General features: G+C 70.5%; 14 protein-coding genes. 12 read left to right on the top strand and 2 right to left on the bottom strand.

The genetic code is table 11. The features are described from left to right. Positions 1 to 145: 145 nt before the first annotated feature. Both CHC08_RS27695 and CHC08_RS27690 read left to right on the top strand, forming a co-directional pair. Positions 146 to 1,099, top strand: a complete 954-nt coding sequence (locus tag CHC08_RS27695) for a heme o synthase (protein ID WP_089210301.1) — start codon at positions 146 to 148, stop codon at positions 1,097 to 1,099. A gap of 159 nt (positions 1,100 to 1,258) precedes the next feature. After that, a complete protein-coding gene (locus CHC08_RS27690) occupies positions 1,259 to 2,503 on the top strand; it encodes a PrsW family intramembrane metalloprotease (protein ID WP_179282241.1) in 1,245 nt (414 codons plus the stop codon). Here CHC08_RS27690 and CHC08_RS27685 read toward each other — a convergent pair. Both CHC08_RS27685 and CHC08_RS27680 read right to left on the bottom strand, forming a co-directional pair. Further along, positions 2,491 to 3,171 (bottom strand): SanA/YdcF family protein, encoded by a 681-nt coding sequence (locus CHC08_RS27685; protein WP_089210299.1) that lies wholly within the window; start codon positions 3,169 to 3,171, stop codon positions 2,491 to 2,493. The two genes, CHC08_RS27690 and CHC08_RS27685, sit on opposite strands and share 13 nt — an antisense overlap. A 171-nt stretch (positions 3,172 to 3,342) precedes the next feature. After that, positions 3,343 to 4,332 carry a COX15/CtaA family protein gene (locus CHC08_RS27680; protein ID WP_089210298.1) on the bottom strand — a complete coding sequence of 330 codons (990 nt, stop codon included), beginning with the start codon at positions 4,330 to 4,332 and terminating at the stop codon, positions 3,343 to 3,345. Positions 4,333 to 4,689: 357 nt separating this feature from the next. On the opposite strand from CHC08_RS27680, the gene CHC08_RS27675 reads away from it, so the two are divergent. From CHC08_RS27675 to CHC08_RS27630, 10 genes are all read left to right on the top strand, one after another. Then, positions 4,690 to 5,844, top strand: coding sequence for an NAD(P)/FAD-dependent oxidoreductase (locus CHC08_RS27675; protein WP_089210297.1), 1,155 nt, complete (start codon positions 4,690 to 4,692; stop codon positions 5,842 to 5,844). Further along, a complete protein-coding gene (locus CHC08_RS51720; protein ID WP_245878601.1) occupies positions 5,841 to 6,383 on the top strand; it encodes a (2Fe-2S)-binding protein in 543 nt (180 codons plus the stop codon). The genes CHC08_RS27675 and CHC08_RS51720 overlap by 4 nt, the downstream gene beginning before the upstream one ends. Positions 6,384 to 6,390: 7 nt before the next feature. Continuing rightward, positions 6,391 to 7,770, top strand: coding sequence for an FAD/NAD(P)-dependent oxidoreductase (locus tag CHC08_RS27665; RefSeq protein ID WP_089210296.1), 1,380 nt, complete (start codon positions 6,391 to 6,393; stop codon positions 7,768 to 7,770). Between the two features lie 52 nt (positions 7,771 to 7,822). Then, positions 7,823 to 8,716 (top strand): dihydrodipicolinate synthase family protein, encoded by an 894-nt coding sequence (locus CHC08_RS27660; RefSeq protein WP_089210295.1) that lies wholly within the window; start codon positions 7,823 to 7,825, stop codon positions 8,714 to 8,716. Between the two features lie 154 nt (positions 8,717 to 8,870). Beyond that, positions 8,871 to 9,872 carry a proline racemase family protein gene (locus tag CHC08_RS27655; RefSeq protein WP_089210294.1) on the top strand — a complete coding sequence of 334 codons (1,002 nt, stop codon included), beginning with the start codon at positions 8,871 to 8,873 and terminating at the stop codon, positions 9,870 to 9,872. 358 nt (positions 9,873 to 10,230) lie between these two features. After that, positions 10,231 to 11,403: a branched-chain amino acid ABC transporter substrate-binding protein gene (locus CHC08_RS27650; RefSeq protein WP_089210293.1), complete on the top strand. Its 1,173-nt coding sequence runs from the start codon at positions 10,231 to 10,233 to the stop codon at positions 11,401 to 11,403. A gap of 112 nt (positions 11,404 to 11,515) precedes the next feature. Further along, the gene (locus tag CHC08_RS27645; protein WP_089210292.1) at positions 11,516 to 12,409 is read left to right on the top strand and encodes a branched-chain amino acid ABC transporter permease; all 894 of its coding nucleotides are present in this window, start codon (positions 11,516 to 11,518) and stop codon (positions 12,407 to 12,409) included. Continuing rightward, positions 12,406 to 13,368: a branched-chain amino acid ABC transporter permease gene (locus tag CHC08_RS27640; protein ID WP_179282240.1), complete on the top strand. Its 963-nt coding sequence runs from the start codon at positions 12,406 to 12,408 to the stop codon at positions 13,366 to 13,368. Before CHC08_RS27645 ends, CHC08_RS27640 begins: the two co-directional genes overlap by 4 nt. Next, complete coding sequence (locus CHC08_RS27635; protein WP_089210291.1) at positions 13,365 to 14,132, top strand: ABC transporter ATP-binding protein; 768 nt, start codon at positions 13,365 to 13,367, stop codon at positions 14,130 to 14,132. The genes CHC08_RS27640 and CHC08_RS27635 overlap by 4 nt, the downstream gene beginning before the upstream one ends. Continuing rightward, positions 14,125 to 14,850 carry an ABC transporter ATP-binding protein gene (locus tag CHC08_RS27630; protein WP_089210290.1) on the top strand — a complete coding sequence of 242 codons (726 nt, stop codon included), beginning with the start codon at positions 14,125 to 14,127 and terminating at the stop codon, positions 14,848 to 14,850. Before CHC08_RS27635 ends, CHC08_RS27630 begins: the two co-directional genes overlap by 8 nt. Positions 14,851 to 14,857: the final 7 nt, after the last annotated feature.

Genomic DNA, 14,857 nt, shown 5'->3' with positions numbered 1-14,857 from the left:
CCGTCGCGCGGCTTCAGCACCCCATGCCGGGACCGGCCCCCCCAACAACTACAGTGAGTTCTCAAAGCTGGCTGGTGCCCGCATTCACGGATCCGCTCTAATCAGAGGTTACGCGTTGACCCCGCACGTGCTGGAAGCGCCTTAGATGGTGCTGACCGACAAGCAATCGATGACCCCTCCCGGGGCGGCCGAGGCATCCGATGCCACGCCGCACTCGTTCGGCGACACGGTGAAGGCGTACGTCGCCCTCACCAAACCGCGGATCATCGAGCTGCTGCTGATCACAACACTACCGGTGATGTTCCTGGCCGCACGAGGCCTGCCACCGCTGTGGATCGCCGTCAACACCCTGGTGTTCGGCACCCTCTCGGCCGGCAGCGCGAACGCCCTGAACTGCTACATCGACCGTGACATCGACGCCACGATGCGCCGCACCCGGCGCCGCCCGCTCGCCCGCGACCTGGTCCCGCCGACCAACGCGCTGATCTTCGGCGTCATCCTCGGGGTGCTGTCGACTCTTGGCCTCGGGTTGATGGTGAATTGGCTCGCGGCGGGCCTCTCACTGGCCGCGAACCTCTTCTACGTGCTCGTCTACTCGATGATCCTCAAGCGGAGGACCTCCCAGAACGTGGTGTGGGGCGGCCTCGCCGGCTGCATGCCGGTGCTGATCGGCTGGGCGGGTGTCACCGGCAGCCTCGACTGGGCCCCGGTGGTCCTCTTCGGCGTGGTGTTCTTCTGGACGCCTCCGCACACCTGGACCCTCGCCATGCGCTACAAGGAGGACTACGCCGCGGCGAAGATCCCCATGCTGCCGGTGGTCGCCACCGAGCGCCGCGTGGTGCTGGAGAGCATCGTCTACACCTGGGCCACGGTGCTCTGCTCGCTGCTGCTGTGGCCGGTGGCCGGGACCACGCTGCTCTATCCCGCCGTGGCCCTCGTCCTCGGCGCGGCCTGCCTGTGGGAGGTCCACCGCCTTCTTGGCCGGGTCAACGCGGGCAAGACCGGCGTGGACCTGCGCCCGATGCGCTTCTTCCACTGGTCCAACGCCTACCTGGCGCTGCTCTTCCTGGCCGTCGCCATCGACTCGATATTCGTCTGAGCCGGCTCGGGCATTCCGCTAGGGCCGTCGCCCCCGTGACCGTTCACGGGGGTTCTTCTTTTCCGGTTCTTTGCCGTCGAATGTGTCTTTCGCGGTTGACCCCAGGTCAAGCGCGAGAGTGGAGGGGACAGGTCGTGGTTGATCGGTTACGGTTGCCCCATGGCAAGCCGTGATCCTCGGTGGGTGCTCAGGGAGCGCCCGTCTGTCGCACTGATCGCGGGGCTTGTCCTTACCGGGTTGTGCGCGTTGGTGTCGTTCTCCTTCGACGTGCTGAACGGTGATCCGGTCTATTTTTTCATCGCGCTCGGGCTGGCCCTGGCGCCGGTCCCCGTCCTGCTGGCCGCCGTGCTCGCGCTCGACCGCATGGAGCCCGAACCCCGAAGCAACCTGATCTTCGCGTTCGCCTGGGGCGCGGGCGTGGCGGTCCTCGTCGCCGGGGTCATCAACTCCTTCAACCTGTTCTACATCGAGAACGCCGTCCGGATGGGCTACGACTACGCGCGCAACGTCGCCGCGACGTTCGGCGCCCCGGTGGTCGAGGAGACGATGAAGGGGCTGGTCCTGCTGGGCCTGCTCAGGTTCAAGAGGGCGGAGCTCGACGGGCCCACCGACGGCATCATCTACGCCAGCATGGTCGGCCTCGGCTTCGCGATGAGCGAGAACGTCAGCTACTACGTGGCCGCTCTCGACGACCTGGGCGCGCAGGGCCTGGCGGTGACCGTCGTGTTGCGGGGGATCCTGTCGCCGTTCGCCCATCCGCTGTTCACCTCCATGATCGGCGTCGCGGTGGCCTACGCCGCGCAGCGCCAGGGGCCGATGCGGATCTTCGTGATCGCCGCCGGCTGGATCGGCGCGATGGCGCTCCACGGGATCTGGAACGGCTTCGCGTCCTACGTCGGCATCGGCGGCCTGGCCATCGCCTACCTGCTGCTGATGATCGTGCTGTTCGTCATGATCTGGATCGTCTTCCGCGACCGCAAGCGCATCGTCGGCCTGATCCAGAGCTATCTGCCCGCCTACCAGCCGACCGGGCTCGTCGCCCAGTACGACGTCAACATGCTCTCCTCCCTGCCCGGACGCCGCCACGCCCGGCAGTGGGCGAAGACACACGGCGGCAGGGGAGGGCTGCGGGCGATGAACGACTACCAGCTCGCGGCCACCGAGCTCGGCCTGCTCCACGAGCGGGCCAGGCGCCGCGTGATCGACGAGCGCACGTTCGACGAGGAGCAGCAGGCACTGTTGGAGTGCATGGCGGGTGCCCGCGCGCAGTTCCCCGTGCCGCCGCCCGCGCCCCCCGGCGGCGGCGCCTCATCGGGATACCGGCCCGGCCAGGGCGGCCCGCCCAACCTGCCGGGCGCCTCCTACCGGCGTCCGTTCCCCGGGTACGGCGCTCATCCCGACTGAAGCGCGGCGTCCAGGCTCGTCTCGCGCGGACCGGGGAAGACCGGGTCGGAGTCGAGGACCACGGAGTCGAGAAGCCCCTTCGCCGAGGCGAAGAACTCGCGGGCCGCGAGGGCATAGGTGGAGACCCACCGCTTGCTCGAGTCGTCGCCGACGCCGAATGCCTCCACGCCCGCCGTACGGCACAGGGTGACGGCCCTGGGCAGGTGGAAGACCTGGGTGACCACGGTGAGCCGGTGGGCGCCGAACACGGTGCGGGCCCGCACGCACGAGTCCCAGGTGTCGAAACCCGCGTAGTCGAGGACGAGCGCCCTGCCCGGTACTCCGCGCGCGAGCAGGTAGTCGTGCATCACGGTCGGCTCGTCGTATCCCACCCGCCCGTTGTCGCCCGACAGCAGGATCGCCCTGACCTTGCCCGCCCGATACAGCTCGGCGGAGATGTCCAGTCGCCTGGCCAGCATGGGCGACGGGTTCTCCCCGGCGATGCCCGCCCCGAGCACCAGCGCCACCGGCGCCTCGGGGACCTCGGCCATCCAGCCAGGGGAGGAGTCGGCGACCACCCGATGTCCGGAACTGGCCAGCCAGACCCAGGTCAGCGGCGCGATCATCAGCACGCTCAGCAGCACCGCGCCCTGGTAGAAGAGCCGGAAGGTCTTGCGTGACACACGCATCCGATCATTGTCCCGGTTGAGTACGGGTGGCGTCGAGATTCTCCCGGTTGAGCGCGGACGGCGTCGAGGCTGTCCTGATCAGGTCCTGTGTGGCGCCGATCCGTCCCGATCAGGTCCCAGTGGCGCCGACTCCATCCCGGCCGGGTGCGGCCGGCGCCGTACCCGTGCTGATCAGGCGTTGACGGTGTTGAACTCGTCCCGGTTCGTGGCCGGTGTGTCCAGTGGACCCCGCGACCGCATCATGAACACCACCCGCAGCGTGCAGATCCACACCAGCGTCGAGCCGAGCACGTGCAGGTCGACCAGGGCCGCGGGCACACCCAGGAAGTACTGGACGTATCCGACGCCTCCCTGGGCCAGTTCGACGATCAGCAGCACCAGCGCCGCCCGTCGCACGTAGCCCGGTGCGTCGGTGACGTGAACCGCGAACAGCAGCGCGAACGTGAGACCGACCACGATGTAGACGAAGTCGGTGTGGATCCTCACCACGCTCTCGATGTCGAACTGGAACCGGGAGGCCATCTGGTCGCCGGAGTGCGGCCCGGTGCCGGTCACCACCACGCCCGCGATGAGCAGGACGAACACCGCGGCGGTGAGCGCGAAGCCGAGCGTGCGGATGTCGCGGTGGACCAGGCGTCGCGGCGGGGCGTCTCCCTCGCGTGAGCGGGCGTACAGCGCGTAGGCGGCGGCGATCAGGCCGGTGGAGATCAGGAAGTGCACGCTGACGGTGACCGGGTTGAGCAGGCTCCGCACGACCAGGCCGCCCCAGAGCGCCTGCGCGGCCACGCCGACGGGCTGGATCCAGGCCAGCCGGACCAGGTCGCGGCGGCGGGGAAGGAGCCTCATCGCGGTGACCAGGCAGACCAGGGCGACGGCCAGGACCAGGAAGGTCAGCATCCGGTTGCCGAACTCGATGGCCATGTTGATCGGCGCGGTCTCGCCATGGGCGGCAGGGATGAAGCTGCCGGGGGTGCACCTGGGCCAGGTCGGGCAGCCCAGGCCCGATTTGGTGACCCGCACGGCCGCGCCGCTCACCGTGATGCCCGCGTTGACGACCACCGCCGCCAGTGCCCACCGGCGCACGGTGACGGGGGTGGGGGACCACACGGTATGCCACAGTTTCACGGCATTGCGGCCGATCTGGTCAAGGAGGTGCTTCACGGCTCACATGTTAGGCGGCGAGGTGGTCGGTCCCGCTCCGGACCCCGTGCGCGTCCCTCCTCGGGCCGTGTGCGTGTCCACCGTGGAGCGCGTACGCGCCCGGCTCGCGGACCGTGTACGCGTCCGGTCTCCGGTCGCGTGCGCCGCGGGGCGCGTCCTGTCTTGGGCCCCGTACGCGCCCCGCTTCCGGTCGCGTGCGCCGCGGTGTCCATCCGGCCTGCCCCGGTGCGTACGGCTTGCCTCGGGGGCCGTCCGGGTAGGGGTCGCTGAGTCGGAGAACGTAAGCGATGTCCCATTGATCCCCTCAAAGGTATGTGACATAGTACTGGCGAGTCGAGGCGCGGAGCGAGGTGAGTCATGCCGGACGTCGTGGTGATCGGCGCCGGGATCGTCGGGGCTGCCTGCGCTTACTACGCGGCCCGAGCGGGACTGGACGTGGTGGTCGTCGACCGCGGGGCCGTGGCGGGCGGAACGACCGGCGCGGGAGAGGGCAACGTGCTGGTCTCCGACAAGGAGCCGGGCCCCGAGCTCGATCTGGCGCTGCTCTCCAACCGCCTCTGGCGTGACCTGGCGAGCTCCGGGCCTGGCGACGGGTTCGAGTTCGAGTCCAAGGGCGGCCTGGTGGTCGCCGAGACCGGTGAGGTGCTCGGCGCACTCACCTCGCTGGCCGCCAAGCAACGCCTTGAGCACACCGTGGTCGCCTCCGGCGAGCTCGGCGACTACGAGCCCCACCTGACCGAGGACCTCGCCGGAGGCGTGTTCTACCCTCAGGACGCCCAGGTCCAGCCCATGCTGGCAGCGGCCAGGCTGATCCGGCAGGGCGCGGAGAGATTCGGCCACAGCGCCCTGATGCTGCGCACCGGCGTCACGGTCACCGGCTTCGTCCGCGACGGCGACCGGGTCACCGGTGTCACGACCGACCAGGGCGACATCCTCGCCGGAGCCGTCGTCAACGCCGCGGGAACCTGGGGCGGCGAGATCGCCGCACTGGCCGGAGTGCACGTCCCCGTCCTGCCCCGGCGTGGCTTCATCCTGGTCACGGAGCCGCTCGAAAGACCGCTGATCAGGCACAAGGTCTACACCGCCGCCTACGTCACCGACGTGGCCAGCGATTCGGAGGGCCTGGAGACGTCCGCCGTCGTGGAGGGCACCCCGGCGGGACCCGTGCTCATCGGCGCGAGCCGCGAGCGGGTCGGCTTCGACCGTACGGTCTCCATCCCGGTGCTGGAACGCCTCGCGGCCCAGGCCGTCGCGCTGTTTCCCGCGCTTGCCGAGCGCAGGGTCATCCGGGCCTACTGCGGCTTCCGTCCCTACTGTCCCGACCACCTCCCCGTGATCGGAGAGGACCCCCGGGCCCCGGGCCTCTATCACGCCTGCGGCCACGAAGGCGCGGGAATCGGCCTGGCCCCGGCCACCGGCCACCTCATCGCCCAGGCCCTGATCGACGACCACCTCGACCTGGACCTCCGCCCCTTCCGCCCGGACCGTTTCACGAAGGAGGACTCTCGATGAGGCAGCCGTACCGTCTGGTGCGGGCGCGGCCGGAGCCGGAGTTCGAGATCAGCGTGGACGGCGTTCCCGTCCCGGTGGTCCCCGGCCAGACCGTCGGCGCCGCCATGCACGGCGCGGGCATCCGCTCCTGGCGCACCACCAGGTTCGGCGGGCGCCCCCGCGGGCTGTTCTGCGGCATAGGCGTCTGCTTCGACTGCCTGGTCACGGTGAACGGCAGCCCGTCCCTGCGCGCCTGCCTGACCGAGGCCCGCCCGGGAGACCTGGTGACCACCGGCCACGACGTGAGCGACGGCCCGCACGGCGACGCGCCCCTCCCCGGCGGTTTCCTCTCCGGCTCCGACGCGCCGACCCAGGGCGCGTCCACTCCCGAGGCGTCCACATCCGGCGCGTCCGATCCCAATGAGTCCGATCCCAATGCGTCCGGTCCCGGCGCGGGCGGTCCCAATGAGTCCGATCCCAATGCGTCCGGTCCCGGCGCGGGCGGTCCCAATGCGTCCGGTCCCGGTGTGCCCGGTCCCGGCGCGGGTGGGGAGCGGTGAGCGGCCGATGAAGCCGATCTACGACCTCGCCGTCGTCGGCGCGGGCCCCGCCGGGGTGGCCGGAGCGCTCACCGCGTCCCTCGCCGGGTTGAGCGTCGTGCTCGTCGACGCCGGAGCCAGGCCCGGCGGCCAGTACTTCCGGCATCCGCCGGCGGGCTTCCACGCGGAGAATCCCGGAGCGCTCCACCACGGCCTCGACGGGTTCATGCGGCAGTGGGAAACGCTCCGCGGTCGGGCCGACGTACTGCTCCACCACCGGGTCTGGGCGGTCGAACGCGCAGGTGGGGCGATGACCGTACGGTGCCTGGAGGGCGACCGCGAGGAGCGGCCCCGCACGGTCACCGCGCGCAGGCTGCTGATCGCCACCGGCGCGCACGACCGGCCGGTGCCGTTCCCCGGCTGGGACCTGCCGGGCGTGCTCACCGCGGGCGGCGCGCAGGCGCTGCTCAAGGGCGACCTCGTGGTCGCGGGCCGCAGGGTCGTGGTCGCCGGTACGGGACCGTTCCTGCTCCCGGTCGCCGCAGGACTGGCCGACGCGGGCGCGGAGGTGCTCGGCGTCCACGAGGCCAACGGCCGTTTCGGGCTCGCGGGACACCCGCTGCTGGCCGCGGGCAAGGCCGGGGAGGCACTCGGGTACGGCGCGCGCCTGGCCCGCCACCGGGTCCCCTATCACGGCCGCCAGGCGGTGATCGCCGCGCATGGCGACCCCGGCGGCACAGCGCTGACCCATGTCACCGTCGCCAGGCTGAACTCCGGCTGGCGGCCGATCGCGACCAGAACCGTCGAGTGCGACACCCTCGCCTACGGCTACGGCTTTGTCCCCCAGCTCGATCTGCCGGTCCAGCTCGGCTGCGCGACCCGTCACGACGTCGACGGCAGTCCGGTCGTCGCGGTGGACGCGGGCCTGCGCACCAGCGTGCCCGGCGTCTACGCGGCGGGGGAGTCCACCGGCGTCGGCGGGGCCGTGCTCGCCGAGGTCGAGGGCCGCATCGCGGGCCGGGCCGCCGCCGCTGACCTGGGCCGCCGGGTGCCGCTCGATCCGGCGCTGTCCCGGCGCAGGGACAGGCTCGCCGCCTTCGCGCGGGCGCTGCAGAGCGCCTACCCGGTGCGGCCCGGCTGGATGCGGTGGCTCCGCGACGACACGCTGATCTGCCGCTGCGAGGAGGTGCCCCTGTCGGCCGTGCGCGAGGCACAGGAACTGGGCGCCGTCGACGCGCGCTCCGTCAAGCTGCTGGCACGCCCCGGCATGGGCTGGTGCCAGGGCCGGATATGCGGCTACGCGGTCGCGTGTCTCGCCGGTGAGGACCCCACGGCGCCCCGGCGCCCGATCGCCCAGCCCATCAGGCTCGGCGACCTCGCCGCGTCGACCCGGCCCCCCTCGGACTGACCCGGCCACCTCGGGCTCCACCGAGCCCGACCCCACTGGAAGGATGATGACGATGACGACCCGCCCGAAGCCCTGGCACGGCGTGATGGTGGCCACCGCGCTGCCCCTCGGCGAGGATCTCTCTGTCGACCTGGACGGCTACGCCGAGCACTGCCGGTGGCTGGTCGCCTCCGGGTGCGACGGCGTGGTGCCGAACGGATCGCTGGGCGAGTATCAGACGCTGACTCCCGAGGAGCGGGCCTCGGTCGTGGAGACCGCGGTCGCCGCCATCGGCGGGGACCGGGTCATGCCGGGAGTCGCCGCCTACGGCGCGCTGGAGGCACGTCGCTGGGCGGAGCAGGCCCGCGACGCCGGATGCCAGGCGGTGATGCTGCTCCCGCCGAACGCCTACCGGGCCGACGACCGGATCGTGGTGGAGCACTACCGCGAGGTGGCCAAGGCGGGCCTGCCGGTGGTGGCCTACAACAATCCCTTCGACACCAAGGTGGACCTCACCCCGGCGCTGCTCGCGCGGCTCCATGGAGAGGGGCTGATCGTGGGGGTCAAGGAGTTCAGCGGCGACGTCCGCCGGATCTACGAGATCGCCGAGCTCGCCCCCGGCCTGGAGGTGCTGGTCGGCGCGGACGACGTGCTGCTGGAGCTGGCCCTGGCCGGCGCGGTCGGCTGGGTGTCCGGTTTCCCCAATGCGCTGCCCACCTCCACCGTGGCCCTGTACCGGGCGGCCATGGCCGGGGACCTGGCCACCGCGCTCCCGCTCTACCGCGCGCTGCACCCGCTGCTGCGCTGGGACTCCAAGCCCGAGTTCGTGCAGGCGATCAAGCTCTCCATGGATCTGGCCGGGCGCAGGGGCGGTCCATGTCGCCCGCCACGACTGCCGCTCATCGCCGAGCAGGAGGCCACCGTCCGCGCCGCCACCGAGAAGGCCCTGGCCGAGGGCCTGTGCTAGGCGATCGTTCCCGGACCGCACGGCCGCGGACGACGCCCGTCGCGCCCGGCCGCCGGTTCAGGAGGCGCCTCCGGCTCCGAACCCCGTGCCGCGGTCGTTCACCCAGAAAGCGACCGTAGGCTCGAAAAGCAGTCACCCCCCGCGAGGAGAATTAATGAGGACAAAAAGGGTCTTTCATGCGGTGGACTCCCACACCGAGGGCATGCCCACCCGTGTGATCACCGGGGGAGTGGGAGTCATCCCCGGCTCGACCATGGCCGAGCGCAGGAAGCACTTCCTGGCCGAGATGGACCACCTCCGGACCCTGCTCATGTATGAGCCGCGCGGCCACTCCGCGATGAGCGGGGCCATCTTGCAGCCGCCCACCCGGCCCGACACCGACTACGGCGTGCTCTACATCGAGGTCTCCGGCTGCCTGCCCATGTGCGGCCACGGCACCATCGGCGTCGCCACCGTCCTGGTGGAGACCGGGATGGTCGAGGTCGTCGAGCCGGTCACCGTCATCCGGCTGGACACCCCCGCGGGACTGGTCGTCGCCGAGGTCCAGGTCGAGGACGGCGCCGCCATGGCCGTGACCATCACCAACGTGCCCTCGTTCAGCGCCGGCCTGGACCGCACGGTCAAGGTGGCGGGCATCGGCGAGGTCACCTACGACCTGGCCTACGGTGGCAACTACTACGCGATCCTGCCGATCGAGTCGGTGGGCCTGCCGTTCGAGCGCTCGCACAAGCAGCAGATCCTCGACGCGGGTCTGGCGATCATGGGTGCGATCAACGAGCAGGACGAGCCCGTCCACCCGCTGGACGACGGCTTCCGGGGCTGCCATCACGTGCAGTTCACGGCGCCGGGTTCGGACGCCGGGCACTCGCGGCACGCGATGGCGATCCATCCCGGCTGGTTCGACCGCTCACCCTGCGGCACCGGCACCAGCGCCAGGATGGCCCAGCTCCACGCCCGGGGCGAGCTCGCGCTGAACACCGACTTCGTGAACGAGTCGTTCATCGGCACCCGGTTCGTGGGGCGGCTCGTCGAGGAGACGGAGGTCGCCGGCCTGCCCGCGGTGGTCCCGACCATCACCGGGCGAGCATGGGTCACCGGCACCGCCCAGTACTTCCTCGATCCCCGTGACCCCTTCCCCGAGGGCTTCCTGCTCTGACACGCTCCCCGATCCTCCAGGACTCCGCCGGCCGATTCCCATCGGGCCACGTCCGGCGTCGCCGTCCGGCGTCGAACGCGCGGGTCGAGAAGATCCGCAACGAACCGGCCGGCGGGGTCCTGGGAGATCGAGGATCCCCGGCCGGAGCCGGGTGGTTCACGGTCGTTCTCGGCCGCTCGGCGAAGAACGGCCGAGAACAGTCGTGATCGGCCTGGCCGGGGGCATACGAGGGCACTCGTGTGGCCCCCGTCACATGCGGCGAAACAGTGTATGAACGTTAACGGTCTTGTTTCGACCCTTGACGCGCACATCTACGCAAAGTGCAATGTCACACATCATTCGATGTGAGGAGCCGCACATGCGTGCCATCCCCTTGAAATCCCTCGCCTCCCTGGCCGTTCTCGGTCTCCTGGCCACCGGATGTGGTCAGGGTCTGCTCGGCGGCGGTGACAGCGGCGACCAGGCGGCGAAGAAAGACGGTCCGATCCTCCTCGGGATGCTCATCCCGCAGTCGGGCAGTGAGGCCGCCATCGGCCCTTATATGAGCAATGCGGCGCAGCTCGCGGTCGACGAGATCAACGCCAAGGGCGGGGTGCTCGGACGCCAGCTGGAGCTGAAGACCGCCGACGACGCCTGCGACGCCCAGTCGGCGGCCGCCGGGGCGAACAAGCTGGTCACCGAGGAGGTGGACCTCTCCGTGGGCGGTTACTGCTCGGGGGCGACGCTACCGACCCTGCCGATCTTCGGCAAGGCGAACATCCCGATGATCATTCCGGCCGCCAACTCCCAGGAACTGGTCGACCAGAAGCTCAAGCACGTCTTCCTGATCAACGGCACGGGCTCCCAGCAGGCCATGGCCGCGGAGAAGTGGATCACCAAGCAGGGCGCCAAGAGCGTCGCGCTGATGCACGACAACACCAGCTACTCCAAGGACATCGCGGTCCGCACCCAGACCCTGCTGGAGGTCCCCGGCGGCGCCGAGCCCGTGATCACCGAGGCGGTCACGCCCAAGGAGAGCGACTACAGCGCCAACATCACCAACGTGCTCGACAAGAAGCCCGACTTCGTCTACTGGACCGGCTACTTCCAGGAGGGCGGGCTGATCGCACGCCAGCTCCGCCAGGCCGGGTACAAGGGCTCGATCATGGTCGGGGACGGCTCGGTCTCGCCCAAGCTGATGGAGATCGCCGGCGCCGAGGCCGCCGAGGGCGTCTACGCCACGATGACCCAGACCCCCGACACGCTTGAGGGCGCGGAGGGCTGGATCGCGGCCTACAAGAAGAAGTACAACGCCGACCCCGGCCCCTACTCCAACCAGGCCTACGACGCGGTGCGACTGGCCGCCGAGGCGGTCACCAAGGCGGGTGGCACCGACGGCGCCAAGGTCATCGCCGCGCTCGAGGCGATCGACGGGTTCCCGATGTTCTCCGGGCCCCTGAAGTTCACCCCCGAGCACACCCTGGCCAGCGGCGGCTTCCAGATCCTCGTCGTCAAGGGTGACAAGTTCGCCCTGCAGGACGCCCTCAAATGATCAGGTGCGTCCCGGTCACGTGGGCGGTCGATGAGGGTACCGGCGGACACGCCGCCCTCATCGGCGCCCTCGCCGCCGCCCTGCCTCCCCGGCCGGTGAAGGAGGCCGCCGCGTGACCCAGCTCGTCTGGAACGGCCTGTTCGTCGGCTCGTTCTACGCCCTGGTGGCCCTCGGCTACAGCATGGTCTACGGGATCATCAAGCTGCTCAACTTCGCCCACGGCGACCTGTACATGCTCGGCGCGTTCGTCGGCTTCGCCATCCTCGGAGCGGTCGGCGGCGTCTCCCCCTCCATGGCCCTGCCGCTGCTGCTCGTGGTGCTCCTGGCGACCATGGTGGTCACCGGCCTGGCCGGGGTGGCGCTGGAGCGGATCGCCTACCGGCCACTGCGCCGCGCGCCCCGGCTCTCCCTGCTGATCACCGCCGTCGGCGCGTCCTTCGCCCTGGAGTACGGCATGCGCGCCGTGGCCGGCGCCGACCCGCAGGTCTACCCGGTCCGGCTCGGCGGCACGGCGATGGAGGTGCTCGGCGCCCGGCTGACCCTCCAGCAGCTCGTCCTCATGGGCGTGGCCGTCGTGCTCATGATCGCTCTCAACCTGCTGGTCACCCGGACCCGGGAGGGCCGGGCGATGCGGGCCATCGCGCTGGATCCGCGCACCAGCGCGCTGATGGGCATCAACGTGAACTCGGTGATCTCCCGGACCTTCTTCGTCGGCTCGGCTCTGGCCGGGGCCGCGGGGGTGATGGCCGGGGCCTACTACGGGAAGATCGACTTCATGATGGGCTTCCTGATCGGGCTCAAGGCCTTCACCGCCGCGGTCATCGGCGGGATCGGCAACATCCCCGGCACGATGCTCGGCGGGCTGCTGCTCGGGCTGCTGGAGTCGTTCGGCACGTACTGGCTGGGCGGCGAATGGCGTGACGTGTTCGCCTTCGGGGTGCTGATCCTGTTCTTGACCGTGCGGCCCACGGGCCTGCTCGGCGAGCGCGTCACGGAACGCGTATGAGCACGACCAAGGTCCGCCGTCTCGGCACGGACAAGCCCCCGACCCGGGCGTCGAGGCTGATGCGGAACAAGTGGGCCGGGACCGCCGGCCTGCTGATCGCGCTCCTTGCGCCCTTCGTCGACGCCACGCCGTACGCACTGTCGATCATGACCAGCGCGGCCATCGCCGTGATGCTCGCCGCCGGGCTGAACATCGTGGTCGGCTACTGCGGCCTGCTCGATCTCGGCTACGTGGCCTTCTTCGCGGTCGGCGCGTACACCAGCGGCGTGCTCGCCACCCGCTTCGACCTGCCGCTGCTGGCCACCGTGCCCATCGTCATCGTGGTCACGGTCATCGCCGGGATCATCATCGGCGCGCCCACCCTCCGGCTCCGCAGCGACTATCTCGCCATCGTGACCCTGGGCTTCGGCGAGATCATCCGGATCACCGCCAACAACCTGGACGTCACCGGCGGGCCCTCGGGGATCTACGGCATCCCGCACCTGGTCGAGAACAAAGTGCTCTTCTACTACGTCACCGTGGTCGTCGTCTCGCTGGCCGTCCTCGGCGCGGCCCGCCTGGGCCGCTCCCGGCTCGGCCGGGCCTGGCGTTTCGTCCGGGAGGACGAGGACGCCGCCGAGGCCATGGGCGTGCACACCTACCGCGTCAAGCTCGCCGCCTACATCGCCGGAGCCGTCTGGGGCGGCCTGGCCGGCGTCCTGTTCGCCTCCCAGCTGTCGGCGATCTCCCCGGGGAGCTTCACCTTCCTGCAGTCCGCGCTGGTCCTGATGGCCGTCGTCCTCGGCGGCATGGGCTCGATGCCCGGCGTCGTCATCGGCGCCGTCGTGATCAGCCTCCTGCCGGAGGTCCTCCGCGGCCTCGCCGACTACCGTTTCCTGTTGTTCGGCATCCTTCTCATCATCGTCATGCTCCTGCGCCCGCAGGGGCTCTGGCCCGCCCGTTCCAAGGAGGTCTCGTGAGCCTGCTGAGCGTGGAGGACCTGCGCCTGTCCTTCGGCGGGCTGGCGGCCATCGACGGGCTCTCGTTCTCGGTGGACGAGGCGGAGATCGTCTCCGTCATCGGGCCCAACGGCGCGGGCAAGACGTCGGCCTTCAACTGCGTCACCGGTTTCTACCGACCGACCTCGGGCCGGATCACCCTGCGGGACAAGAACCTTCTCGGGCTGAGACCGTCGGCCGTCGCGGGCCTCGGCGTCGCGCGGACGTTCCAGAACCTGCGTCTGTTCGGCGAGCTGTCGGTCCTGGACAACGTGCGGGCCGGATCGCACCTGTGGCTGCGGCAGAGCGTCCTCGACGCCCTGCTGCACACCCCCCGCTACCGCCGCTCCGAGCGCGAGTGCACCGAGCAGGCCCACCACTGGCTGGACTTCGTCGGCCTGCGCGGCGACCGGTACGGAGCCGCCCGCAACCTGCCCTACGGCGAGCAGCGCCGTACGGAGATCGCCAGGGCGCTCGCCCGCCGTCCCGACCTGCTGCTGCTCGACGAGCCCGCGGCCGGGCTCAACCACGGCGAGAAGGAGGAGATGCTCGACCTGATCCGGCGCATCCAGGGGCTGGGTGTGGCCATCGTGCTCATCGAGCACGACATGGGCCTGGTCATGGAGGTCTCCGAACGCGTGGTCGTGCTGAACTTCGGCAAGGAGATCGCCGACGGCCGCCCCGAGGACGTCCGCGAGAACCCGGCCGTCATCGAGGCCTACCTCGGGAGCGACGCCCATGCTTGAGATCCACGGACTCGACGTCCACTACGACGGCGTGCACGCGCTGCGCGGCCTGTCCCTCACCGTCGCGAAGGGAGAGATCGTCGCCCTGCTGGGCAACAACGGCGCGGGCAAGACCACCACGCTGGCGGCGGCCTCCGGCCTGGTGCGGCCCAGCGCCGGAAAGATCGTCTTTGACGGCAAGGACATCACCAGGGAGAAGCCGCACAAGATCACCGCAAGCGGCCTGGTGCACGTCCCCGAGGGCCGCAAGATCTTCAGTACGCTCACCGTGCATGAGAACCTGCAGCTCGGCGGCTATCTCATCCGAGACCAGGCCGAGATCCGCAGGCGGATCGAGCGCGTCTACGAGCTGCTGCCCCGCCTGGCCGAGCGGCGCGGCCAGCACGGCGGCACGCTCTCCGGCGGCGAGCAGCAGATGCTGGCCATCGGCCGGGCACTGGTCACCGGGCCCAGCCTGCTGCTGCTCGACGAGCCCTCGATGGGCCTGGCCCCGCTGGTGGTCGCCTCGGTCATGGAGCTGATCGCCGGTATCAACGCGGACGGCACCTCGGTGCTGCTCGTCGAGCAGAACGCGACCGTCGCGCTCAAGATCGCCAACCGGGGGTACGTCATCGAGAACGGCGAGTGCGTGCTCGACGGCCCCGCCGCCGAGCTCCGCGAGGACGCCCGGGTGGTCGAGGCCTACCTCGGCGGAGTGCGGCGGAACGGAGGCACGTGACCTCCTC

This window comes from Streptosporangium subroseum, from assembly GCF_900188345.1.
Taxonomy (GTDB): domain Bacteria; phylum Actinomycetota; class Actinomycetes; order Streptosporangiales; family Streptosporangiaceae; genus Streptosporangium; species Streptosporangium subroseum.
The sequence above is the reverse complement of the archived record's forward strand: the minus strand, read 5'-3'. Positions and strand labels throughout refer to the sequence as shown.

What these genes read in the sequence shown, in the direction of transcription:
- CHC08_RS27695 (WP_089210301.1), top strand. Translation starts at nt 146, where the DNA reads ATGGTGCTGACCGACAAGCAATCGATGACCCCTCCCGGGGCGGCCGAG.
- CHC08_RS27690 (WP_179282241.1), top strand. Translation starts at nt 1,259, where the DNA reads ATGGCAAGCCGTGATCCTCGGTGGGTGCTCAGGGAGCGCCCGTCTGTC.
- CHC08_RS27685 (WP_089210299.1), bottom strand. Translation starts at nt 3,171, where the DNA reads ATGCGTGTGTCACGCAAGACCTTCCGGCTCTTCTACCAGGGCGCGGTG.
- CHC08_RS27675 (WP_089210297.1), top strand. Translation starts at nt 4,690, where the DNA reads ATGCCGGACGTCGTGGTGATCGGCGCCGGGATCGTCGGGGCTGCCTGC.
- CHC08_RS51720 (WP_245878601.1), top strand. Translation starts at nt 5,841, where the DNA reads ATGAGGCAGCCGTACCGTCTGGTGCGGGCGCGGCCGGAGCCGGAGTTC.
- CHC08_RS27665 (WP_089210296.1), top strand. Translation starts at nt 6,391, where the DNA reads ATGAAGCCGATCTACGACCTCGCCGTCGTCGGCGCGGGCCCCGCCGGG.
- CHC08_RS27660 (WP_089210295.1), top strand. Translation starts at nt 7,823, where the DNA reads ATGACGACCCGCCCGAAGCCCTGGCACGGCGTGATGGTGGCCACCGCG.
- CHC08_RS27655 (WP_089210294.1), top strand. Translation starts at nt 8,871, where the DNA reads ATGAGGACAAAAAGGGTCTTTCATGCGGTGGACTCCCACACCGAGGGC.
- CHC08_RS27650 (WP_089210293.1), top strand. Translation starts at nt 10,231, where the DNA reads ATGCGTGCCATCCCCTTGAAATCCCTCGCCTCCCTGGCCGTTCTCGGT.
- CHC08_RS27640 (WP_179282240.1), top strand. Translation starts at nt 12,406, where the DNA reads ATGAGCACGACCAAGGTCCGCCGTCTCGGCACGGACAAGCCCCCGACC.
- CHC08_RS27630 (WP_089210290.1), top strand. Translation starts at nt 14,125, where the DNA reads ATGCTTGAGATCCACGGACTCGACGTCCACTACGACGGCGTGCACGCG.